The organism is Rhizobium pantanalense, assembly GCF_030182525.1.
GTDB lineage: Bacteria > Pseudomonadota > Alphaproteobacteria > Rhizobiales > Rhizobiaceae > Rhizobium.
Window position 1 is genome coordinate 158,207 of the sequence record NZ_JAQJCH010000011.1, and the last position, 20,825, is coordinate 179,031.

The 20,825-nt window shown below is 59.4% G+C and carries 19 protein-coding genes and 1 pseudogene; 3 read left to right on the plus strand and 17 right to left on the minus strand.

Annotation, left to right across the window (positions count from 1 at the left end; all coding sequences use genetic code 11):
• Positions 1-165: 165 nt before the first annotated feature.
• Positions 166-331, plus strand: a pseudogene (locus PH558_RS26355) (Re/Si-specific NAD(P)(+) transhydrogenase subunit alpha); the annotation flags it as partial.
• 105 nt (positions 332-436) lie between these two features.
• Here PH558_RS26355 and PH558_RS26360 read toward each other — a convergent pair.
• The 12 genes from PH558_RS26360 to PH558_RS26415 form a co-directional block, all read right to left on the minus strand.
• Positions 437-1,303 (minus strand): N-acyl homoserine lactonase family protein, encoded by an 867-nt coding sequence (locus PH558_RS26360; RefSeq protein WP_179613277.1) that lies wholly within the window; start codon positions 1,301-1,303, stop codon positions 437-439.
• The gene (locus tag PH558_RS26365) at positions 1,275-1,781 is read right to left on the minus strand and encodes a hypothetical protein (RefSeq protein WP_234705240.1); all 507 of its coding nucleotides are present in this window, start codon (positions 1,779-1,781) and stop codon (positions 1,275-1,277) included. The genes PH558_RS26360 and PH558_RS26365 overlap by 29 nt, the downstream gene beginning before the upstream one ends.
• Complete coding sequence (locus PH558_RS26370) at positions 1,778-2,821, minus strand: aldo/keto reductase (protein WP_179613278.1); 1,044 nt, start codon at positions 2,819-2,821, stop codon at positions 1,778-1,780. The genes PH558_RS26365 and PH558_RS26370 overlap by 4 nt, the downstream gene beginning before the upstream one ends.
• Positions 2,822-3,078: 257 nt before the next feature.
• Complete coding sequence (locus tag PH558_RS26375) at positions 3,079-4,035, minus strand: L-threonylcarbamoyladenylate synthase (protein WP_013984677.1); 957 nt, start codon at positions 4,033-4,035, stop codon at positions 3,079-3,081.
• 121 nt (positions 4,036-4,156) lie between these two features.
• The gene (locus tag PH558_RS26380; protein ID WP_179613279.1) at positions 4,157-5,137 is read right to left on the minus strand and encodes an aldo/keto reductase; all 981 of its coding nucleotides are present in this window, start codon (positions 5,135-5,137) and stop codon (positions 4,157-4,159) included.
• A gap of 3 nt (positions 5,138-5,140) precedes the next feature.
• Positions 5,141-6,424 carry a 3-oxo-isoapionate-4-phosphate decarboxylase OiaX gene (oiaX, locus tag PH558_RS26385; RefSeq protein ID WP_013984675.1) on the minus strand — a complete coding sequence of 428 codons (1,284 nt, stop codon included), beginning with the start codon at positions 6,422-6,424 and terminating at the stop codon, positions 5,141-5,143.
• Positions 6,425-6,429: 5 nt separating this feature from the next.
• Positions 6,430-7,464, minus strand: coding sequence for an aldo/keto reductase (locus PH558_RS26390; RefSeq protein ID WP_013984674.1), 1,035 nt, complete (start codon positions 7,462-7,464; stop codon positions 6,430-6,432).
• A gap of 64 nt (positions 7,465-7,528) precedes the next feature.
• Entirely contained in the window at positions 7,529-8,527 is a 999-nt protein-coding gene (locus PH558_RS26395; protein WP_051264136.1) for a substrate-binding domain-containing protein, read from the minus strand.
• Between the two features lie 95 nt (positions 8,528-8,622).
• Positions 8,623-9,585, minus strand: a complete 963-nt coding sequence (locus tag PH558_RS26400) for an ABC transporter permease (protein WP_004129777.1) — start codon at positions 9,583-9,585, stop codon at positions 8,623-8,625.
• Positions 9,586-9,623: 38 nt separating this feature from the next.
• Positions 9,624-11,156, minus strand: a complete 1,533-nt coding sequence (locus PH558_RS26405; RefSeq protein ID WP_037135825.1) for a sugar ABC transporter ATP-binding protein — start codon at positions 11,154-11,156, stop codon at positions 9,624-9,626.
• A 69-nt stretch (positions 11,157-11,225) separates the two neighbouring features.
• Positions 11,226-12,113 carry a beta-keto acid cleavage family enzyme gene (locus PH558_RS26410; protein ID WP_179613280.1) on the minus strand — a complete coding sequence of 296 codons (888 nt, stop codon included), beginning with the start codon at positions 12,111-12,113 and terminating at the stop codon, positions 11,226-11,228.
• Positions 12,114-12,123: 10 nt separating this feature from the next.
• A complete protein-coding gene (locus tag PH558_RS26415; RefSeq protein ID WP_179613281.1) occupies positions 12,124-13,476 on the minus strand; it encodes a four-carbon acid sugar kinase family protein in 1,353 nt (450 codons plus the stop codon).
• A gap of 151 nt (positions 13,477-13,627) precedes the next feature.
• Here PH558_RS26415 and PH558_RS26420 point away from each other — a divergent pair, with 151 nt between their 5' ends.
• Together PH558_RS26420 and PH558_RS26425 are read left to right on the plus strand one after the other, a co-directional pair.
• Entirely contained in the window at positions 13,628-14,422 is a 795-nt protein-coding gene (locus tag PH558_RS26420; RefSeq protein WP_004129782.1) for an SDR family NAD(P)-dependent oxidoreductase, read from the plus strand.
• Positions 14,423-14,522: 100 nt separating this feature from the next.
• Entirely contained in the window at positions 14,523-15,224 is a 702-nt protein-coding gene (locus PH558_RS26425; RefSeq protein ID WP_004129783.1) for a FadR/GntR family transcriptional regulator, read from the plus strand.
• A 216-nt stretch (positions 15,225-15,440) separates the two neighbouring features.
• Here the strand turns inward: PH558_RS26425 and derI are convergent, their stop codons facing one another.
• The 5 genes from derI to tkt are packed head-to-tail and all read right to left on the minus strand — an operon-like array spanning position 15,441 to position 20,806.
• On the minus strand, positions 15,441-15,896 hold the full coding sequence (gene derI, locus PH558_RS26430) for a D-erythrulose-4-phosphate isomerase (protein ID WP_013984669.1): 456 nt from the start codon (positions 15,894-15,896) through the stop codon (positions 15,441-15,443).
• A gap of 12 nt (positions 15,897-15,908) precedes the next feature.
• Positions 15,909-16,679: a triose-phosphate isomerase gene (locus PH558_RS26435; protein ID WP_037155982.1), complete on the minus strand. Its 771-nt coding sequence runs from the start codon at positions 16,677-16,679 to the stop codon at positions 15,909-15,911.
• Between the two features lie 42 nt (positions 16,680-16,721).
• Positions 16,722-17,771 carry a class II fructose-bisphosphate aldolase gene (fba, locus tag PH558_RS26440; protein WP_004129785.1) on the minus strand — a complete coding sequence of 350 codons (1,050 nt, stop codon included), beginning with the start codon at positions 17,769-17,771 and terminating at the stop codon, positions 16,722-16,724.
• 6 nt (positions 17,772-17,777) lie between these two features.
• On the minus strand, positions 17,778-18,800 hold the full coding sequence (locus PH558_RS26445; protein ID WP_028753512.1) for a class 1 fructose-bisphosphatase: 1,023 nt from the start codon (positions 18,798-18,800) through the stop codon (positions 17,778-17,780).
• On the minus strand, positions 18,797-20,806 hold the full coding sequence (gene tkt, locus PH558_RS26450; protein ID WP_051264138.1) for a transketolase: 2,010 nt from the start codon (positions 20,804-20,806) through the stop codon (positions 18,797-18,799). Before tkt ends, PH558_RS26445 begins: the two co-directional genes overlap by 4 nt.
• Positions 20,807-20,825 lie beyond the last annotated feature (19 nt).

Here is a 20,825-nt window from a genome sequence, read left to right on the forward strand (position 1 = left end):
TCACATGCAAACATCATTTTTCGTTAGTTTGTCTTGCTCTATTCGACAACGCCACTGACGCTGCTGGCATACTGGGACACGTGAAGACGCATGATGGCGCGATTGCACCGCTCCATGCATGGCCGAAGGCGCTCATTTTGTAACGAAACAGGATGGTTTGGGGGTTCAAGCGCAAATGTCATCGCCATGGAGATGGTCCCGCGCGTCAGCCGCGCACGGAAGATGGAGGCCTTGTCCTCCATGGTCAACATCGCGGGCTACCGGGCCGTCATCAAAGCGGGCGCGAATATAGGGCTTCTTCACCGGGCAGATCACCGCAGCGGGCAAGGTGTTTGGTAAAGGCCTGTGTCACTGACACCCGGCCTTTTCTCTGCTTATCGCCTTGGGAGGACGATTGTGAACGATGCAGCTTGGTGTTCGCGCTGCTTCAAATCGATCAAACTCTTGATACGTCTCCGTCGGCCACACAAATCTCGACGAGCATGAGCTGGCGATCCGTCAGGCGCGACGGATAGATTTTTGACAGCTGCTCCTCGTGCATGGGAACGATTCGTCGTTCGTCCATACCAACGATTTTGAGCATCTCCTCGGCGGACTCGATCAGACGTGTCTGGCTGCCATTGGCAAGGCCCGGCGGCACAAAGCAGGGATCGGTGGCGTCCTCACCCGTGAGGTTGCTGTAGGTGTAGATGACGTCGCCGGACAGGACAAACTTGCCGTCTCCACCGCCCGTCTCCACCACCACATATTGCGACCCTGCGGTATGGGTGTCGAATGCCGGATAGACATGAACGCCTGGCACTAGGTTTTCCCGCTCTCCCTCCACCAGTTCCAGGCGGCCTTCGATATTTGCCTGGGTCAGATAGAGGATATCCGCCGGATTCAGTCCGGCCTGCAATGAACGGAAGCGCCGACCCTTTGCCAGAATCCACATCCAGGATTCCAATTCTTTCTTCTGAATGAAAATCTTAGCATTTGGGAAGAACTTTAGGCCGCCAATGTGATCGAAGTGCGCGTGCGTGAGGATGACATACGTGACGTCTTGGGGCCTGATCCCGCATTCCCCGAGAACGATTTCCGGAGGCGTCCAACCGGTAACGCCGATTGAGTTGGCGATCTGGCCTCCGAAATCGGCGGCGTCGTGACCGGCATCGACCAGAACGACTGCATCTCCTGACTTGATGAGTATGTATGCGAACGGCAGGTTCATCGTGCCCTGATTATGGGCGCCGTAAAAAACCCCGCTGACCGGGTGCACCGGGCTTCGAGAGTATTCAAGCACCCAGATCGAATGCGTTCCCATGGTCTTCCTCCCCATGTCCAAGTAGGGACCCTCCACAGCATGCTGTCGTGTCGAAGGTCGACGTGCCTAAGATGGCGGCCGATCGTTTCAGCTCGATCGCCGCATTTGAAAGCAGCCCCAGCAGGGGTGCATCTGAAACCAGGACACCGCGCTGCAGGTGCTCCTCCGCCTCGACAAGCAGGCCATCTGCCCGTCCAAGATGGGAGAGTGCGTGGCCCTGCCCCGCGAGACCGCGCAAGCCCGCAAGCGAGGAACGGACGGATCGCTTTATCTCTGTGGCGCGATTGGCGAGTTCTCCAATCAAGAGGCGCATGCTCTTCTCCCTCAATGCCATATGCATGAAGGAGTAGATCGCGAGGAGCTCGCCATATGTCCTGACGAGCGCCTCGAGGCATGCGCGCGCCTCCGGCGATGGAACCGAACCCACGAGCGCTTCACAGCGGAAGCCGCCGAAAACGGTGCCTCCGCTGGCCATCATCGTACAGCCGTCGGCAGCGGAGCGTTTGACGGAAGAAGGCTCGCCTCAGTCAAAGCGTCCCAAAATGCAGCGGGTATTGTCTCGTTGATCGCCTTGACGTTCTGCTCGACTTCCAATGCGCTCTTTGCACCCATGACCAGCGTGGCCACTGCCGGATGCGCATAGACGAATTGCATCGCCGCTGCAGGCAAGCTCACCGCATATCTTAAGCAAATGCTCTCGATGGCCTTGACCTTTTCGACGACGTCCGCCGGAACCTTGCCGTAATCGTAAGTGGCCGCGGGACCGCTTACGCCGGTCGCGAGGATCCCGGAATTGAAGATCCCGCCGGCGATCACGGAGACGTTCCGCTGGAGCAACTCGTCGAACGCGGCCTCAAGCGGGGCATGATTCAAAAGGGTGTAGCGGCCGGCGATCAACGAGCAGTCGATCGGAAATTCACGGGCGACACCCACGACAGACTCGGTCTCGTTGACACCCAGACCAATGGCCGATACGGCTCCGCTGGAGCGAAGTTCGTCCAGTGCCTTGTAACCGGAGGCCCGCAACTGGTTCCAATAGAATTCGCTCTGGTCGCCGTGCCATGCCCGACCAACGTCATGCACGAGAAGAACGTCAATATAGTCTAGGCCGAGGCGCTGTTGGCTGTCTTCGAATGCACGCATCACGCCGTCATAGGTGTAATCGTAGGTATCGAGAAACGGAAGCGGGTCGATCCACTCGATGCCGTAGACGGTCTCTAACTTCTTCGTCCTGCTTGCGGGCTTCAATACGCGTCCGACTTTGGTGCTTACCACCACGTTTTCGCGCAGCTTGTTCGCCCTGAGGGCATGGCCAAGATAATGCTCCGACTTGCCGAATCCATACATCGGCGCGCAATCGAAATAGCGGATGCCGGCCGCATACCCGGCGAGGATCGTCGCTTCGAATTCGTCGTAGGAGACATCGGCGTTGAAGCCAGAGAGCGGCACTGTGCCTAGCCCAAGCGAAGTTACCTGCACTTTGCTTTTTCCGAGCGGCCTAGTTTCAAGTTCGGTCATGTGATCATCCCTAGATGTCGATAGGAGGCGTCGAAGCGATGTAGCTTCCGCCATGCCGTCATTGTTCGGGTAAAGCCCGTGTCCCAAATGCGCGTCATGTCGCCGGCGTCTGCCGCCAACCACACCAGAAATGCTTGATGGACCTCCGTGGCCTGACTCCTCAATCGGCAAGGTGTAAGGTATAAGGTCATACCTATAGAGGCAAGCGTTTTTTGCATGCCGCCATCCGCATTTTGCGAATTGCTTAAAAATGCCGCCTACGCGCAACGGGGCGCGGCAGCTCGTCTCAGCCGATCGTTGATTGCCCTGCCAAGGCCAATCAGAGGCACAGGGGCGAATGCAATCACGTCACTCGCGCCGGCCAAGGCGTCGGCTTCACTCATGGCTGTGTAGAGGTTGCGGGCAGCTTCCTGAAGGTCACCGGAAGAAGACAGCGTCAATTGACAGCCCTCGCACTCCGGTCCGAAACCGACCCAGACCATATTGGCGGCAGGACGGTCGACATTCATCTGAACGGCGGCTTCCGGAGCATAATGGCTCTTTAGCTGGCCTGGTGCCGAGACTTTTTGGGGCCCAGTGTCCTCGTCAATCGGGCCGAGTAAAGCTTCCAGTGCCTCCCGCGGAACTGACCCGTGGCGTAGAATGATCGGAGATCCGACCAAAGACAGAATAGTCGATTCCAGGCCGTGATCGCATATGTCTTCTTCCACGATTCCCGAAATCCGTCCGTCCAACTGGCGGACAACTTCCACGAAGCGGGTCGAGGTGACCTTCCCGGAACGATTGGCTGAAGGCGCTGCCACCGGAAATCCGACGGCCCGGATCAGCCGTTGGGCGACACTCGACGAGGGAAATCGGATTGCGACATTTTTCATGCCCGCGGTAACTGCGGTTGCGAGCCCCGCGTCTTCCCGCTTTGGCAGGAGCAATGTCAGAGGTCCCGGCCAAAAGCTGGCAGCAGCCAACTCTGCCTCCGGATTGAAATGTGCCATCCTGCGCGCCATTTCCACGTCCGAAACGTGGATAATCAGGGGATTATGCCGCGGGCGTCCTTTGGCTTCATAGATGCGCTCGATCCCGGCGGGGCTGCTGGCGTCCGCGCCGAGCCCGTAAACCGTCTCCGTCGGAAACGCGACAACTTCGCCATTTCGCATGAGCCGGGCGGCAGCTTCAATCGCGCTGTCGCTGACGTCAAAATGACGGGTGGTGGCCATCTTTTTTCCTCGCGCTGGTTCTGGAAGGGAGCAGAGATCGATACGACCAAAGCCATTGGCTCAGGAGGCCCGGTTCGGCGTGCCTCCTGACAGCCTCAACGTCGTCCCCGCTGAGCCAAACTCAGTTCAAGCCGACTACGCTATGCGGCACGTATGGCTCCTCGAGTTCGCGGACCTCGTCGTCGCTTAGCTTGACGGCCAAGGAAGCGACGGCATCCTTCAGATGCTGTAGCTTCGTTGCGCCGATTATAGGAGCCGTCACGCCCGCCTTTGTGTTAAGCCACGCCATCGCAACGAGGGATCGCGGGACGTTCTTGTCCTCTGCAATCTTTGCGACGACGTCTACGACGCGGCGATCCGCCTCGTCCGCGTGACCGTAGAACCGAGCGGTGACATTGTCGGTCTCGGACCTCAAACTGCTTTCCTCCCAAGGCCGGCTGAGGCGCCCGCGAGCCAGCGGACTGAACGCGATGATCCCCACCCCTTCAGCTTTACAGAGCGGCAACATCTCCCGCTCTTCCTCGCGATAAAGGAGGTTCATCTGAGCTTGCATCGAAACGAAACGCGACCATCCGGCAGCGTCCGACTTGTAGAGCGCGCGCGCAAACTGCCATGCGTAACAATTGCTGGCTCCGATGTAGCGAACCTTGCCGCTTCGAACGAGATCGGTCAGCGCTTCCAGCGTCTCTTCAATCGGGGTCGAATTGTCCCAGAAATGAATTTGGTAGAGGTCGATGTACTCGGTCGCCAGCCGCTTGAGGCTGGCCTCAGCCTCCGCGATGATTGCTTTGCGGGAAAGTCCGACCGCATTCGCTCCGTTGCGCATCTTGCCGTAGACCTTGGTGGCAATGACAACCTCATCACGCTGCACCATCTCCCTGAGCAGCTTGCCGATGATCTCCTCGCTGGTGCCGTCCGAGTAGGCATTGGCCGTGTCGAAGCAGTTTATGCCCTGTTCGAGTGCCTCTTTGATAAATGGCCTACTGTCGTCTTCGGACAAGGTCCAAGCATGGTTGCCGCGATCGGCGACGCCGAAACTCATGCAACCAAGAACCAGTTGCGAAATTTTGAGACCTGACCGGCCAAGCTGACGATATTCCATCTGTCATCTTCCTTCTGATACGGTTTTAGAGCCGAACTTGGCGAGCGACTGCGCCAGCTCTGGATGAGATTTGGCATATTCATGGAGATCGATTCCGGCGACCGCGGCATCCCAGGCCGCACGAACCGCTCTGACACCCGCCGACGGCCCGCCGGGATGGCTGACGACGCCACCACCACAAAGGTAAAGGTGGTCAAGCGTCTGCTCCGTCCTTCGATAGGTCTCAGGCGCCTGTCCACCCCATTGACCCGAACAAACGACCGGTAACGGGCGGTCGGCATCACTGAAGATCGGTTTCTGGAGATCATGGAACGACTGAACGAAAGACGCGTCCGGCTCCCAGTATTTGGCGGCAATGCCGTTGATCTGGAATTGGTCGACGCCGAGAAGTCGCCAAAGCTGTTGGTAGACCGAGAAATCGAACCCAAGACCAGGATGTCGGGTGAGAAGATCCCAGCCGTTGCGATGGGCGTGCAAGACAAGGGACGACCGCCGACGCAGGAACAGAAAAGCGCCCATGCCGATCGAATTGATGTTGATGACAGCGGCGTTTCCACCCTCGCGCACGACCAAGTCGTGCTTGCGAACCATCTCGTCGGGATCGACGTCGGAAATGCCGAAGGCATACATCACCTTCTTGCCGGTGCGCTGCTCCTGATCCCGGATGATCGGCATGATCGCTTTCACCCGCGCCTCCAACGAGGAGTACGGTGGCGACATCAGTTTCTCGTCGTCCTTGATGAAGTCGACACCGGACGCGACGAGTTCAGCAACCACCTGCGCCGTTTCGTCCGGGGTGAGGCCGAGCGCGGGCTTGATGATCGTGCCGATGATTGGCCTATTGTAGACGCCGGTCAGACGCCGGGAGCCTTCGATCCCAAATTGAGGCCCCGGGTAGACGCCTTCAAACTCTGGAGGCAGCTGCAGGCCGATGACCCTCAGCCCGGTGAATTCCTTGATCGACCAGACCCCGCCCAATGCAACCGTGGTGACTGCCGCGAGGTCAGTTCCGACGGCCTCCAGGGGATAGGCGATTGTTGTCTCCGCTCGGTTGAAGACTTCGCCCGCTGCAGGGAGCGAGGGAACCTCGACAGAGTCCAGTTTCTCGAAAGCGACCACGCGCGCGGCCGCGCGCGCCTTCAGTTGCGGCGTCTCTCCGGGCAGGTCAACAAATGTACCCGTCGACTGGTCGCTTCCGATCTTGACCGCCAAGGCCTCAGCGCTCCCGGCGGTCTCAATCCGATAGGTGACCAGAATGTCCGAGGGCCTGCGCTGAGCCAGATCCATCGCTATCATGCCTCCGGAACTGGCGCGGCTTCAGGGATGAGGCCGGACGACTTCAGGTCGGCCCAGAACGCAGCCGGAACCGGCGTCGAGATCGCGGCGACGTTTGCGGCGACGTGTTCGGGCGCCAGCGCTCCCTGTACCACTGCGGTCACTGCAGGATGTGCGTAGACAAATTGTGTCGCTGCAGTCGCAAGCGAGACGCCATGGCGCTCGCAGACGGCTTCGAGCGCCTCGACCTTGCGGACGATCGCTTCAGGCGCGGGCTGGCAATCGTAGGTGCGGGTGGTTGTCATCGACTTGCTACCCTCGGCGAGGATGCCGGAGTTGTAGATGCCAGCCGCAATGATACCGATGCCGCGACGCTGCATTTCTGGATAGAAATGGTCGAGAGCGCCGTGGTTGAGCAGGGTGTAGCGCCCGGCGACCATGGAGCAGTCGAGATCAAATTCCTCTGCCACCTGCAGGACCGACGCGGTTTCATTGACGCCGAGGCCGATGGCCTTCACGGAGCCTGTGCTGCGCAGCTCGTCACACGCCTTGTAACCGCTCGATCTCAGCGCCGAAAGGTGGGTGCTATACGCCTCGCGGTGCCATTCGCCGCTCACGTCGTGGAGATAGAGGATGTCAATGTGGTCCATACCCAGGCGCTGCTGGCTATCTTCGAAAGCGCGCATGATGCCGTCATAGGAATAGTCGTAGTCATCGACGAATGGCAGCGCCTTCACCCAGTCGATGCCGTAAAGGCTCTCGGCGCGCTTTGCGCGGCTTTCCGGCTTGAGTATCCGCCCCGCCTTGGTGCTGACCACGACCTTGCCGATGAGATCGTTGTTGCGAAGGACATGGCCGAGGGAATGCTCGGACTTTCCAAGGCCGTAAAGGGGCGCGGTGTCGAAATAGCGGACACCCAAGTCGTATGCCTTGAGGACGACCGCCTCGAAAGTCTGGAAGCTCACATCGACATTGCACCCACCGAGCGGCGAGGTACCCAGCCCTAGCGAGGTCAGCGTCACATCGGTCTTTCCAACTTTTCTCTTCAACATGATGGTCGATCCTATTTCCCTGGTGTAAGGCGGACGGCCGTATGGGCCGTCCGCCGTTGTCCGATTACATGTACTTCTCGACATTGGTGGAATCGAGCACGAGCCACGGCACGACGTAGTCCTTCTCGGTGCCGCCCTTCCATTCCATCAGCGAGCCCCAGATTTCGGACTGCGGCTTGTAGCTCTCGCCCTTGATCGCCCGCAGTGCGAGGTCGACCGCGCCCTGGCCTTCGGCGCGGGCGTACTTGTAGAGGCTGACCGCCATCTCGCCCTTCTTCACGGCGCGCTTTGCGTCCGGAATGCCGTCGATCGCAAGAACGGGAACGGTCTTGAGATCGATGCCGGCGCTCTTCATGGCTTCGATCGCGCCAAGCGCCATCTCGTCGTTTTCCGCAAGGACGCCGTTGATCTCACCCGGGTGTGCGAGCAACCAGTTCTCCATGAGCGCCTGACCCTCGGCGCGGCTCCAGTTGCCTGTCTTGTCTTCGATGAGCTTGAGGTTCGGGAACTTGGCGAGACCAGCGTCGATGCCTGCGCGGCGCTCGATCTGGGCCGACTGGCCGATCGGACCCTCCATGAGGACGACGTTGCCGCCGTTCGGAAGGCGCTTGGCGAGTTCCTCAGCGATGATCTGGCCGCCTTCGGTATCGTTAACGATGATGGACGCGGTGTATTTCGTCGACTTGGTCTTGAGCGCCGACACGATAAGCGGGATTTTCGCTTCGGCGGCCTTTTCGATCGGCGGCGCCGAGGCCTCGAGGTCGAACGGTGACATGATGATCGCGTTGAATTGTTGGGTGATCGCTGTGTCGATCTGGTTCGCCTGTGTCAGTGGATCATACTTGCCGTCGAAAACGGTGATCTCGACCTCGCCCGATTTGACGGCGGGATGGTTCTGGATTTCCGTCGACCAAGCCTTCATGTACTCGCCGGACTCACCGAACGAGAGAGCCGCGATCCGAATTTTGTCCTGCGCGAAGGCGAAGTTCCCGCCAGCCAACGTCGCTACGGCGATTGCCATACCCACACCCGCATTGAGCAGGTTCCTCCTAGACATCTGCATTTCATATTCTCCTCTGGTTTAAGATACGTCCGGACGCGACACGCTGGGCCGGACATTGTCGCCGGCCTTCCCCGGCGGCAATTTCGGGATTGGTCTTATTTGCGGATTTGGTCGGCGATGACCGCGACCACGATGATCGTGCCCTTGAGGACTTGCTGGTAGTATGAAGACACGCCCATGAGGTCCATGCCGTTGTTGATCGTGCCGATGATGAGCGCGCCGATCAGTGTGCCGAGCAGCGATCCGCGGCCGCCCGCAAGGCTCGTCCCGCCGATCACGACGGCGGCGATCGCGTCAAGCTCATAACCGATGCCCGCTTGCGGCAGCGCAGCGGTGGTGCGAGCCGTCAGGACAAGCCCCGCAAGACCAGCCAGGAGGCCCGAGATCACATAGGTCGCACCGACGATCACCTTGGTGGAAATGCCGCTCGTGCGAGCCGCCTTCTCGTTGCCGCCAACTGCGTACACATAACGGCCGAAAGTCGTATAGTTTAAAACGGTCCATCCAATCAGGAACACGACGAACAGGATGACGATCGGTACCGGGATATACATGATCTGCCCGGAGCCGATCCACTTGAAGGGATCCGACAGATTCGGGATGGGGCGTCCTTCCGAAAAGATCAAGGTGAGACCGCGGGCCACGCTCAACATGCCAAGCGTCACTACGAACGGCGGGACCTTGACCGCGGCAACAAGCACGCCGTTCACCAAGCCGAGGCCGGCTCCCGCCGCGAGACCCGCAAAGATACCGAAAAGCACGAACTGCTCGTTGGTCTCCGTTACGAGGCTGGCGGCGATCATGCCCGCGAGCGCCATTACGGAGCCGACCGATAGGTCGATGCCCTTAGTAAGGATGACGAAGGTCACTCCGATCGCCAGAATGCCGTTGATCGACGACTGGCGAACGAGATTCAGCCAATTCAACCATGTCATGAAGTACTGGTTCGCGAACGCGAAGAACGCGACGATCAGGAAAAACACGAGAACGATGCTGAACTGCCTGATCATTTCCCCGGCGCGGAAGTTTCCGGGCTTCGCCGCAGCGATGGTATTCATTACTCAAGTCCTCCCGTGAATGGGGCTATGACCGCTCATCAGCTCGCCATGTCCATAAGCGTCTGTTGCGTTGCTTCGGCACCGTCGATGATGCTGAGGAGCTGCCCCTGTTTGAAAATCGCGATCCTGTCGCTGAGCTGCATGATCTCCGGTGCCTCCGAGGAGACCACGAGGACGCCGTTGCCCTTTGCCGCGAAGTCTCGCAGGAACGCGTAGATCTCCTGCTTGGAACCTTCGTCGATGCCACGCGTCGGTTCGTCGCAAATGAGAAGCTTTGGATTTGTCAGAAGGCACCGGGCCAGCACGACTTTTTGTTGGTTGCCCCCTGACAGAGTTTCGACGGCAACATCTGGCGACGCCGACTTGATCCTCTGTGAGACGATCATGTCTTGAACTGCGCTGCGCTCTTTGTCCCCGCGGATGAAACCGCTGATGGCCATCAAGGCCAGCGATGAAAGCGTGATGTTGTGGGCGATCGATGCCGAGAGCACGAGACCACTGTCCTTGCGATCCTCGGTCACCATCGCCATTCCACGTTGAATTGCGTCCTTAGGACTGCCTGGCTTGACCTTACCGCCGTTGAAGACAACTTCGCCTCCCGTTGGTGAGTGCAGCCCGAATATTGTCTCGAGGAACTCGGTTCGTCCGGACCCAAGCAGCCCGTAGATTCCGACCACTTCGCCGGACGCCACGTCTAGCGAGATGTCTCGGAAATGAGGCCCGCGCGCCAAGTTCGAGACCGAAAGCAGGATTGGCGCGTCTTCGAGAGGCTTGCCCTTCTCGACCAGCTTGACTTCACGGCCGACGATCTGTGTCACAAGATGACGGCGGTCGATGTCTTTGATGTTTCCAGTCTCGATGAAACGGCCGTCGCGGAAGACTGTGTACTCATCCGCGATCTCGAAGATTTCGGTGAGTTTGTGAGACACGTAGATAATTGCGGAACCGCGCGCGGTGATCTTGCGGAGCGCGTTGAACAAGACATGGACTTCGTGTTCGCCGATAGCAGATGTCGGCTCGTCCATGATGACGATATGTGCCCGATAGCTGAGAGCCTTCGCAATTTCGACGAGCTGAATCTGGGCGAGGCTCAGCTCCCCCATCTTCTTGGCAGCGTCGACTTCAAAGCCGAGTTCATCGAGGAATGCCTGGGCGTCCCTGCGCATCTGGCTAAAATCGACGAGCACGCCAAGTCGCTTCGGCTCGCGGCCAAGGTAAAGGTTCTCGGCGACGGTCATCTCGGGGACGGGGGAAAGCTCCTGCGTGATGATCGCGATGCCGTGACGCAAGGCGTCAGCGGCGCTTTTGAAGTCGACCTGCTCGCCATCGATCTCCACTATCCCTCCATCGCGGCGGAGCAGTCCCATCGTGATGTTGAGGAATGTCGACTTGCCGGCGCCATTACCGCCGCACAAGGCATGGACGGTCCCGGCCTTTAGAGTTAGTCGGCCATCAACGAGCGCTGGGACGCCGTTGAACGACTTTTCCACGCCCTCGGCCCGCAGAACCACGCGTGCCGAAGACGACTGCGCGGTTCTCTGAACTGTTATCTTCTCAGTTGCGTTGACCATGATATGACGTCATACCTCGTAAAATCGAAATCTATGCCGCGTGTGTGCGGATCGCATGCCGTATTGGTTCTACGCGGCGTCCAGTTCGAGGATCGCGCGTGCCTCCTGAGGTGTAGCCGGCTCACGTCCGACCTTTTGGGCAATCTCAACAGCGCGCGATATGACTTCCGCGTTCGTGGGTGTGCCGAACTCGCGATAGGGATAGTCGCCTATTCCAATAGCCATGTGGCCGCCCAGACGGCAGATCGCAGGAGCAATGTTCAAAAGATTGCCCCCAAGGCAATTGACCGTCCATTCGATCGGCCGGTCGTCGGGCAGAAATGCAAGATGCGCCATGAGACCCGCCTCGGTCGGCGGATGCCCGGTAATGTATCGCCCTCCCGTCAGGTGGAGGAGAAAGTAGGCCGGCCCCCTCACAAGGCCCGCGTCCATCAGAGCGATCGCGCGGCGCGTGAACCCAACAGACCAGGAAACCAGCTTCGGCTTTACGCCCTTTTCGGCCAAGGTACGCGCGTAGTGCGCGAGACTTTCGGTCGTGTTGAGATACAAACGTTCTGGATTTTCGAACCTGCGCGTCTCGGCATCCCAAAGCTCGAGATTGGCCGAGCCGGTATCGATGGGCGCAATATCGGGCTTCGTAGCAGGGTCCAATGCCAGGGTTGCGACCGTGTCGATGCGCTTCATGGCGTCGGCATCATTCGAGATAAAGCCGATCGTGGGAAGGATGAGTAGATCGGTCGCCTGCCTGACTTCGCGGATGATTTCGGCGTTTGCCTCAACGGTGTTTGTCGCACCGCCGTCGGCTGTCCTGGCATGATAGTGGAGAATCGCCGCTCCCGCCTTGCGGGCTGCAACGGCGGCCTCAACGATCTCGTCGGCGGTGTATGGGATATTAGGGTTGGATGTGCGCGGCGCGTACTCGTTGACCCTGGCTTCGAGGATGATTTTCTTTTGCATCTTTTGCTCCTTACGCCGCCAGATAACCCGAGGTGCCCGCCTTTGCCCGCAGGAAGAAGTCATCGGCACCAATCTGCCCGCCCTTCAGCATGACTTCGAGGCCATCGACTTCGGCGTCGCCCGGCGCATCCAGGCGGCAGACATGGCAATTTTGAACTTCGTCAAAAACGGCGATCTCGAGCGCTTCGGCGCCGATTGTCCGCACCGCATAGCTCGAACTGTCACCGCCCGAAAACACGATCCGCGGCAAGGAAACCGCGCGGCGCACGGCACGCGCAACGTCACAGTAGATGGCGCCCAAGCGTTCCGCGGGAACATCGCTGCCGGCCAGACGGCCGGTTTCCCCGCGAGCCGTGTAGATGATTGTAGATCGACCGCGCACAAGGCTCTCGATCGCCTTCAAAGCAGCCTCCCGCGCAACTGCCTCAGCATCATCATCGGACCGGACTGTCGAGACATCCAAGTGGACAAGGTTCCACCCGGAAGCTTCGGCCACCGCAATCTGGCGCCCGGTTTGCAGGGCGCAACTACCTGATAAGACGAGTAGATTTTCGACGCCGGCAATCTCCGTCTTGACGGGCTCCGCCGACGATAGCAGGCCCAAGCGGGCCCAAAGAGCGCCGAGTTGTTGCGCCAAGCCTTGAGCTGCAAGCGCGAACATCGGACGTGTCGGATACCGCGCCCAGAGCAGATCGGCGACAGCCGCAAGATCCGCATTTTCGAGCCCATCGAAAATGACCCCTGCCCCCTCTTGGAAGGCCTTGAAGACACGCTCCTCCATTGCCGAGCGGTTCCGGATTGCGGGAAGCGTGACGTTGACGAATTCCTTATCTGTCTGCCCAGCCAGATGCATGCGCAGATCCGCCTCGTGCATCGGCGTCCTGGGGTGGCGCGACATGCTCGGGTGCCGGTCGAGCCGCTCAATCCTGTCGGCAAAGCGCGCGAAATGATTTCCGAAACAGGTGTAGCGCCCGAAGTCCGGGGTCGCGGCGAGGACTGGAACGTCCCTCTTGCCGAAGTGAGCCGCAGCGCGCGCCAGAACAGCACCATAGCTTCCAACGGTGGGCGACGAGTCGAACGTCGAACAGATCTTATATTGGATAAGCGGACTGTTGAGGGTGCGCATGATCGAAAACGCGCTGTCAAGCTCCTCGTCGAGCTCGACGCCGGACAACGCCCTAGCGGTACCGGCGAAGCCAAGCACATCATAAGACAGAGCATCTGTTGACGCCGTCTGTGCTGAAGGGCGTGCGAGATAGAGTTTTCCCTTCACACCACTGCGATGGAACTGCGCCAGGTTTTCGGAAGAACCCGTGAAGTCGTCGCCGTAAAACACGGCCTTGAGCTTGCCAGCTGATGTCATCGGATCCTCCCAATATCCCGGCCGAGGATATCTTCCTCCATACATCAGCCGGGCTTCACTCTTGACAATACTCATAGAAGCAGCTCATAACTCTGTCAAGGTCATACCTTATACCTTATACCTCATATCGAGAAAATTGGAGGACGACGAGATGAGACTTTCTGGACGCACTGCCGTGGTGACGGGCGCTGGCCGGGGCATCGGACTGGCAATCGCTGAAGCCTATGTTCGCGAAGGCGCGAATGTCGTTATCGTCGACCGCGATCTGGAAGTGGCGAACGAAGCCGCCGAGCGGCTTGGGGAGCGGGCTTTGGCCGTCCGCGCCGATATTTCGGTCAACGAAGACGTTGAGACGATCGTTAAGGAAACGATTGGCCGGTTCGGCACGGTCGACATACTCGTGAACAACGCGGGCGTGGGCGCAACCACTCTGTTTCTCGAAAGCTCAAGGGAGGAATTCGAACGCGTCGTCCGGATCAATCTGACCGGAACATTCCTCGTGGCGCAAGCCTTTGCTCGGATCATGGCCGCCAAAGGCTATGGGCGGATCATCAATATCGCTTCGCTGTCCGGTCAGAAGGGCGGTGTCGGACGTTCGGCCTATGGAGCCTCAAAGGCCGGCGTCGAACTCCTCACGAAGGTTATGGCGGTCGAACTCGCGGAATCGGGAATCAACGTGAATAACATCGCACCGGGCCCGATATTGACCGAGGTCTCGAAAGTCATGCACACGGTCGAAACGCGTGACGCCTATCATCGGCTAGTTCCGCAACGCCGTTATGGCGAACCATCGGAAATCGCTGATGCCGCGGTGTTCCTGGCGAGCGACGATGCTGCCTATATTACGGGGCACACCCTGAACGTCGACGGCGGCTTCCTGGCCGCTGGCCTCATGTTCCCATTCGATCCAAAAGCCTCGAAGCGGCTGGGACAAATCAGCGAATAACCTGGAGAAGTGGCCAGTTCGACGTTCGGCATTTGTCGCAAGCGGTAAAACGCGGTATGACCTCGTACCTTTTCGATTTCTGATTGGAGCGTGACCAGGAATGCTGTCTGTTGACCCAAAGAAAATCCCAAGCCGGCTGGACATAGCGCTCGACTACATTACGGGCGAAATTGCCAAAGGCAACCTCGGGCCTGGTGACAAACTTCCCAATGAAAAAGAGCTGGCCCAGCTTCTCGGGATCAGTCGCACTCCAATCAGAGAGGCGATCAAAACGCTCGCGGTCTCGGGTCTTGTCGAGACGCGTCATGGCTTTGGAAATTACATCCGTAAGGACGAAGGCCTTCCGGCGATGCCGCTCGCGATGTTTCAGCTCTATCTTCAGAGCTCGACGCCTGAGATGCTGATGGAACTGCGATACATTTTCGACCGCAACTGTTCAGAACTCGCGTCGCTGCGGCGTACGGACGAAGACCTCGCCACGATGAGAGAGTGCATCGACCGACTAAAAAGGCTGTCGGAGGATGCGAACTCCGCGATCGAAGATCTCCTCAAGGCCGATCTCGATTTCCACCGAGCAATATACAAAGCTGCCGGAAACCCGTTGATCGTCGTGATCGCCGACTTCGTGCTGACGATGGTCGCGCCTTGGGTGCAAAAATCGCTAGAGGTCAGTGGCAAATGGCGCGCAGTCGATCTCCACGAACACATGTTTCAGATGATCCGGGACAGAAAGACCGGTGACCTCAGCCGCGAAAGCGTCGAGGAAAACATGGAACACTTCCGCACATCCCTGCTGAAATGACAGCCAGGGCATCACGTCAAGGCGTGGCGCATCTTGCATTTCCCGCAGGTCGCACTGCGATCATCACCGGCGGCATCTGAAGGCGGACGCGAAGCCCGGATACCGTATGCCGCCCGGCCTATTCGCCGGGTTCTGAAAATTGCCAGAAAACGATAATGCGCCAGGCTGATTGCGCCTGGCGCGTCGACCGCGAGCAATGCTTGCCCAGCCTTCCAACTAGCGGGTGTGGTATTTCGTATCGACCTCGTCGATGGCGGCAACATTGCTGGCCGAGCGACCGTTCTCGTCGAACCTCTGGGCGAGGAAGGAGTCGACGATCGTCTTCGCAAGTTCCGATCCAATGACGCGGGCGCCCATGGTAATGATCTGGGCGTTGTTCGACAACGCCGCCCGCTCGGCGGAATAAGTATCGTGTGTGAGGGCTGCCCTAATACCCGGCACCTTGTTTGCCGAAATGCAGACGCCGATCCCGGTGCCGCACACCAGGATGGCCTTGTCATAGGTGCCGTCGAGCACGCCGTTGGCGACCCTGTCGGAGAGGTTCGCATAGAAATCGTCGAGACCGGCGTCCGTCCGGGAGACCTCGAACACCTCGAAACGGTCCTTGAGATAATCGGCGAGGACCTTGGCGAGGCCTTCGCCCGCGCTGTCGCCTGCTACTGCAATTTTCATCTTCATCACTCCTCAGATTTTGGCCGCGCACTTTTCGAGGATGTCGAGGTAGCCCTCGATCTTCCAGGCCGAGCGGCCGATGAACAGCCCATCGACATGGGGGCAGGATATGAGCTCTTCGCAGTTGTCCGCGTTGACCGAACCGCCGTAGAGGCAGGGAATGCGCCGGCCGAGCACGGCTTCCGCGAACGCGATGATTTCGGCCTGGCGGGCGTCGGCGTAGTCCGCTGTCGCGGGGATCCCATCGACGCCAATGGCCCAAACAGGCTCGTAGGCAAGCAGTATCGGTTTGTGCTTCTGGTCGGTAGAAAGGCTTCCCAACGCGCCGCGAACCTGGCGCTCGAGGACGTCGCGGGCTCGCCCGGCCTCGCGTTCGGAAAGTGTCTCCCCTATGCAGATGAGCGGGATCAAGCCGTGGCGAACCGCCGCCCCGACTTTCAGTCCTACCGTCACGTCCGTCTCACCGAAATGTTCACGCCTCTCGGAGTGACCAAGCTCGACGATGTCGAGGTTGCAGTCCTTGAGCATCAAGGGTGAAATCTCGCCCGTCCAGGCGCCCTCCTCGTCCCAATGCATGTTCTGCGCGCCGACCTTCACCGACGTGCCCGCCAACGTGGTCTTCACTTCCCGGACAACAGTGAAAGGAGGGATGACAAAGCGCTGGATGCGCGGATGGGACGTGATGTCTGCGGCCCTGAGACCGTGCGCAAACTGCGCGGCATCGGCAAGCGTCTTGTTCATCTTCCAGCTGGTGCCAATCCAGAGGGTTTTCTTCTCGGTCATCGCCGCTTCACCACGTTTGCGTTCAAATGGATGTTGGCCGACCTAGAGCGAGCCGGCTCGATACCGCTTCGCCATTTCCGCGAGCGGCACAACATGAATGGAGCTTGCGCGTCCTGCCGTTCCGAAAGCTTCGAATCTCTCGCGGCACAGCTTTGAAAGCGCCGTCATTGCAGGCTTCAAATATTTGCGAGGGTCGAATTCTGTCGGATCTTCGGACAGCACTCGGCGCACCTGCCCGGTCATTGCCATGCGGCAATCAGTGTCGATGTTGACCTTTCGCACACCATGCCGAATTCCGCGCAGGATTTCCTCGAGCGGCACGCCCCAGGTGGGCTTCATCCGCCCGCCGAAGCGATTGAAAATTTCTTGCAACTCCTCCGGCACGCTTGACGAACCGTGCATGACGAGATGGGTATTCGGAAGTTTCCGGTGGATCGCCTCGATAACATCCATTGCCAGCACGTCACCGTCCGGCCGGCGTGAGAACTTGTAGGCGCCATGGCTGGTGCCCATTGCGACGGCAAGCGCATCCACCTTGGTCTCCGCGACAAATTTCGCCGCCTCCTCCGGATCGGTCAAAAGCTGATGCGGATCGAGCTTGCCTTCGACGCCGTGACCGTCTTCCGCCTCGCCCGTACCGGTCTCAAGCGAGCCCAGAACGCCAAGCTCCCCTTCCACCGAAACCCCTGCCCAATGGGCCGTGTCGCTGACGCTTCTCGTGACCTTGACGTTGTAGTCCCAATCCGCCGCGGTTTTCCCGTCAGCAAGGATCGATCCGTCCATCATGACGGACGTAAAACCATGCTGGATCGCGGTGACGCAGGTGCTCGGTTCGTTTCCGTGGTCAAGATGGACGCAAACGGGGATATGCGGATAGATTTCCGTCACAGCCTCCATCATGTGCTTGAGCATGATGTCGTTGACATAGGCTCGGGCCCCACGGCTCGCCTGGAGAATCACAGGCGAATCCGTTCCGTCGGCCGCTTCCATGATGGCAAGCGCCTGTTCCATGTTGTTAATGTTGAACGCCGGGACGCCGTAGCCGTGTTCGGCGGCATCATCCAGCAGCTGGCGGAGAGTAATCCTGGCCATGACGTGTTACTCGCTGGTTGGATTGGAATTGAGATAGCTTGCGATCACGTCGACCTCCGTCGCCGAACCGAAAACCAGCGGCGTGCGGCAATGGTGAGAGGTCGGGATCTTGTCCAGGATGGCGGTCGTGCCGTCGGTGGCCCGCCCCCCGGCCTGCTCCATCAGGAACGCGATCGGATTCGCTTCATACACCAGGCGAAGGCGCCCATTTTCAAAGCCGGGTCGCTTGTCGCCGGCGTAGAAGAACACACCGCCCCTGATCAGGATCCGGTGGAGCTCTCCGACTGCCGATCCGAGCCAACGCATGTTGAAATCGCGGCCGCGCGTTCCCTCCTTGCCGGTCAGACAATCCTGAAGATACAGGCTCATGGCAGGGTGAAGGTGACGGTGGTTGGAAGCGTTATATGCAAGCTCGGACGTGTCGCGAGGTATCTGAACCTGCCTTTTGACGATCAGGAACTCGCCGGTTTGGGGATGCATCGTCGCCAGCAGCACACCCTCACCGACCGAAAAGCCCAAATCGACCGTGTTGCCGAATGAGACATAACCGGCCGCGGCCTGGCGCTTTCCAGGGGTTAAAAAGGGATCTTCAGCTTCGCAGAAAGGCATGATCGAGAAGATCGTGCCGACGGGCGTGCCCAGCCCGACATTGCCTGAACCGTCGATCGGATCGATTGCGACCGCAAAATGCTGGCCATTGAGCATAACTGGCGCGTCGGCCTCCTCGGACAGGACCCTGGCAGCGCCTGCGCGTGCGAGTATTTCGACGAACAACTCGTGCGACGCGATGTCGATTGCCTTTTGCGCATCACCGTCGGTATTTGATCCGACAAGGTGGGCCAGATCGCCCTCCAGGGAACCGGCTGCGATGCGTGCGGATAAAAGACAGGCGGCATCCAACACACCGTTGATTAGAGCCGCCACCCCCTGACGGGACAAATCCTCAGCAGCCCAGGTCGAGAGGTACTCATCGACAGAACCATACTGGACGCCCGCTTCGTCATTTCCGGGTGTCGCCGGCGCGCTCATTGCTTGCCCCTTATCCTTGCTAGGGCGCGCGTGACGATTGCGTCACGCGTGATCCCAAATTGCTCGTACAGCGTCTCGGCCGGCGCAGACGCTCCGAAGCCGGACATCCCAATCACGTCGTCTTCGCTGTCGACATACCTAGTCCAGCCGAACTTCGAGAGCGCTTCCACGGCAATGCGCGGCGCGTTGCCGAGGACCGAGCTGCGGTAATCCTTGGGCTGCTGTTCGAAGAGATCCCAGCTCGGCATCGAGACGACAGCGGCGGGAACGTTTCTCGCCTCAAGCTCGTCGGCAGCCTGGATCGCAAGCGCGACTTCCGTTCCAGTGGCGATGATTGTGACGGCACGTTCGCTGCTCGCTTCCCGCAGCACATAGGCTCCCCGTGCGCAGCGATTGATGCCGTCACGCTGGGCGCGCAGTTGCGGGACATTCTGCCGCGAGAGCGCCAAAACCGACGGCGTGTTCTTGCTGGTTATTGCAAGATCCCAGCATTCCAGCGTCTCGATGGTGTCGGCCGGCCGGAATACATGCAAGTTCGGCATTGCCCTGAGGCTGGCAAGATGCTCGACCGGCTGGTGCGTCGGACCGTCTTCGCCAAGACCGATCGAGTCATGCGTCATCACGAAGATAGAGCGGACGCCCATCAGAGCCGCCACACGAATGGCATTGCGGCAATAATCCGAGAAGACGAGGAACGTGCCACCATAGGGTATGACGCCGCCGTGAGCCGCCATACCGTTCATCGCGGCGGCCATGGCAAACTCTCTAACGCCATAGCTGACATACCGCCCGCTTGCAGCGGCGGTGAAATCGCTGTCGACGGCCGGAACCCGGGTCAAGTTTGAGTGGGTGAGGTCAGCGGACCCGCCGATCATTTCCGGAAGCAGCTCCGTCAGCGCTTCCAGTGCGATCTGGCTTGCCTTACGCGTTGCCACTGATTGCGGCTTGTCGAGCAGCTTTGCCTTGGCGGCGTTGACCGCTTCCTCATATCGCGCTGGCAATGAGCCGGCGGTGCGGCGTTCAAACTCACTTCTGACATCTGCGCCCGCTGCTTCAAGCCGCGCTTGCCAGTCCTTGCGCGCCTTGGCGCCCTTCGCGCCGACTTCGCGCCAAGTTTTGAGGATTGGAGCAGGAATCTCGAAAGTGTCCGCCGTCCAGCCATAGACTGCCTTCGTCGCGGCGGCTTCGCTGGCGCCGAGCGGTGCACCATGTACGGAGCTTGTTCCTGCCCTTGACGGAGAGCCGTATCCAATGATGGTTTTCAGGGCTATGAGGGATGGTCTGGATCCTTCCGCCTTCGCCTGCGAGATCGCCGCGTCGATCGCATCCGGATCATGACCGTCAACGCGCTGCGTGTGCCATCCGTAGGCGTCGAACCTCGCGAGCACATCTTCCGAAAACGCGATTGCGGTCGAGCCGTCGATGGTGATGGAGTTGTCGTCGTAAAGGACGATCAACTTGCCGAGCTGCAGGTGGCCGGCCAGCGAAGCAGCTTCCTGACCAACACCTTCCATGAGACACCCATCTCCACAGAAAACGTAGGTCCGGTGATCGACAAGCGCTGCGCCAAATTCGGTTGATAGGCGCCGCTCCGCGATAGCCATTCCGACAGCCGACGCGATCCCCTGTCCGAGCGGCCCGGTGGTCGTCTCGACGCCAGCGGTGTGCCCGTATTCGGGATGACCTGGCGTTTTGGAGCCCCATTGGCGGAAGTTGCGAACCTGCTCAATCGTCATGTCTTCGTACCCGGTGAGGTGCAGAAGGCTGTAGAGCAGCATCGAGCCATGGCCGTTCGACAGGACGAAACGATCGCGGTCCGGCCAGCCAGGTTCGCTTGAATCGAACTTGAGGTGCCGGCCGAACAGCACCGCCGCCGCATCAGCCATGCCCATGGGCATTCCGGGGTGCCCGGACTTTGCGGCCTCAACCGCGTCGATCGACAGGACACGGATAGCGTTCGCGAGATCGCGGATCGAAACTGCTGCTGTCAATTCTTCCTCCCTCATAAACCGCGACTAATGTGGC

What these genes read in the sequence shown, in the direction of transcription:
- PH558_RS26360 (WP_179613277.1), bottom strand. Translation starts at nt 1,303, where the DNA reads ATGGGAACGCATTCGATCTGGGTGCTTGAATACTCTCGAAGCCCGGTG.
- PH558_RS26365 (WP_234705240.1), bottom strand. Translation starts at nt 1,781, where the DNA reads ATGATGGCCAGCGGAGGCACCGTTTTCGGCGGCTTCCGCTGTGAAGCG.
- PH558_RS26370 (WP_179613278.1), bottom strand. Translation starts at nt 2,821, where the DNA reads ATGACCGAACTTGAAACTAGGCCGCTCGGAAAAAGCAAAGTGCAGGTA.
- PH558_RS26375 (WP_013984677.1), bottom strand. Translation starts at nt 4,035, where the DNA reads ATGGCCACCACCCGTCATTTTGACGTCAGCGACAGCGCGATTGAAGCT.
- PH558_RS26380 (WP_179613279.1), bottom strand. Translation starts at nt 5,137, where the DNA reads ATGGAATATCGTCAGCTTGGCCGGTCAGGTCTCAAAATTTCGCAACTG.
- oiaX (WP_013984675.1), bottom strand. Translation starts at nt 6,424, where the DNA reads ATGGATCTGGCTCAGCGCAGGCCCTCGGACATTCTGGTCACCTATCGG.
- PH558_RS26390 (WP_013984674.1), bottom strand. Translation starts at nt 7,464, where the DNA reads ATGTTGAAGAGAAAAGTTGGAAAGACCGATGTGACGCTGACCTCGCTA.
- PH558_RS26395 (WP_051264136.1), bottom strand. Translation starts at nt 8,527, where the DNA reads ATGCAGATGTCTAGGAGGAACCTGCTCAATGCGGGTGTGGGTATGGCA.
- PH558_RS26400 (WP_004129777.1), bottom strand. Translation starts at nt 9,585, where the DNA reads ATGAATACCATCGCTGCGGCGAAGCCCGGAAACTTCCGCGCCGGGGAA.
- PH558_RS26405 (WP_037135825.1), bottom strand. Translation starts at nt 11,156, where the DNA reads ATGGTCAACGCAACTGAGAAGATAACAGTTCAGAGAACCGCGCAGTCG.
- PH558_RS26410 (WP_179613280.1), bottom strand. Translation starts at nt 12,113, where the DNA reads ATGCAAAAGAAAATCATCCTCGAAGCCAGGGTCAACGAGTACGCGCCG.
- PH558_RS26415 (WP_179613281.1), bottom strand. Translation starts at nt 13,476, where the DNA reads ATGACATCAGCTGGCAAGCTCAAGGCCGTGTTTTACGGCGACGACTTC.
- PH558_RS26420 (WP_004129782.1), top strand. Translation starts at nt 13,628, where the DNA reads ATGAGACTTTCTGGACGCACTGCCGTGGTGACGGGCGCTGGCCGGGGC.
- PH558_RS26425 (WP_004129783.1), top strand. Translation starts at nt 14,523, where the DNA reads ATGCTGTCTGTTGACCCAAAGAAAATCCCAAGCCGGCTGGACATAGCG.
- derI (WP_013984669.1), bottom strand. Translation starts at nt 15,896, where the DNA reads ATGAAAATTGCAGTAGCAGGCGACAGCGCGGGCGAAGGCCTCGCCAAG.
- PH558_RS26435 (WP_037155982.1), bottom strand. Translation starts at nt 16,679, where the DNA reads ATGACCGAGAAGAAAACCCTCTGGATTGGCACCAGCTGGAAGATGAAC.
- fba (WP_004129785.1), bottom strand. Translation starts at nt 17,771, where the DNA reads ATGGCCAGGATTACTCTCCGCCAGCTGCTGGATGATGCCGCCGAACAC.
- PH558_RS26445 (WP_028753512.1), bottom strand. Translation starts at nt 18,800, where the DNA reads ATGAGCGCGCCGGCGACACCCGGAAATGACGAAGCGGGCGTCCAGTAT.
- tkt (WP_051264138.1), bottom strand. Translation starts at nt 20,806, where the DNA reads ATGAGGGAGGAAGAATTGACAGCAGCAGTTTCGATCCGCGATCTCGCG.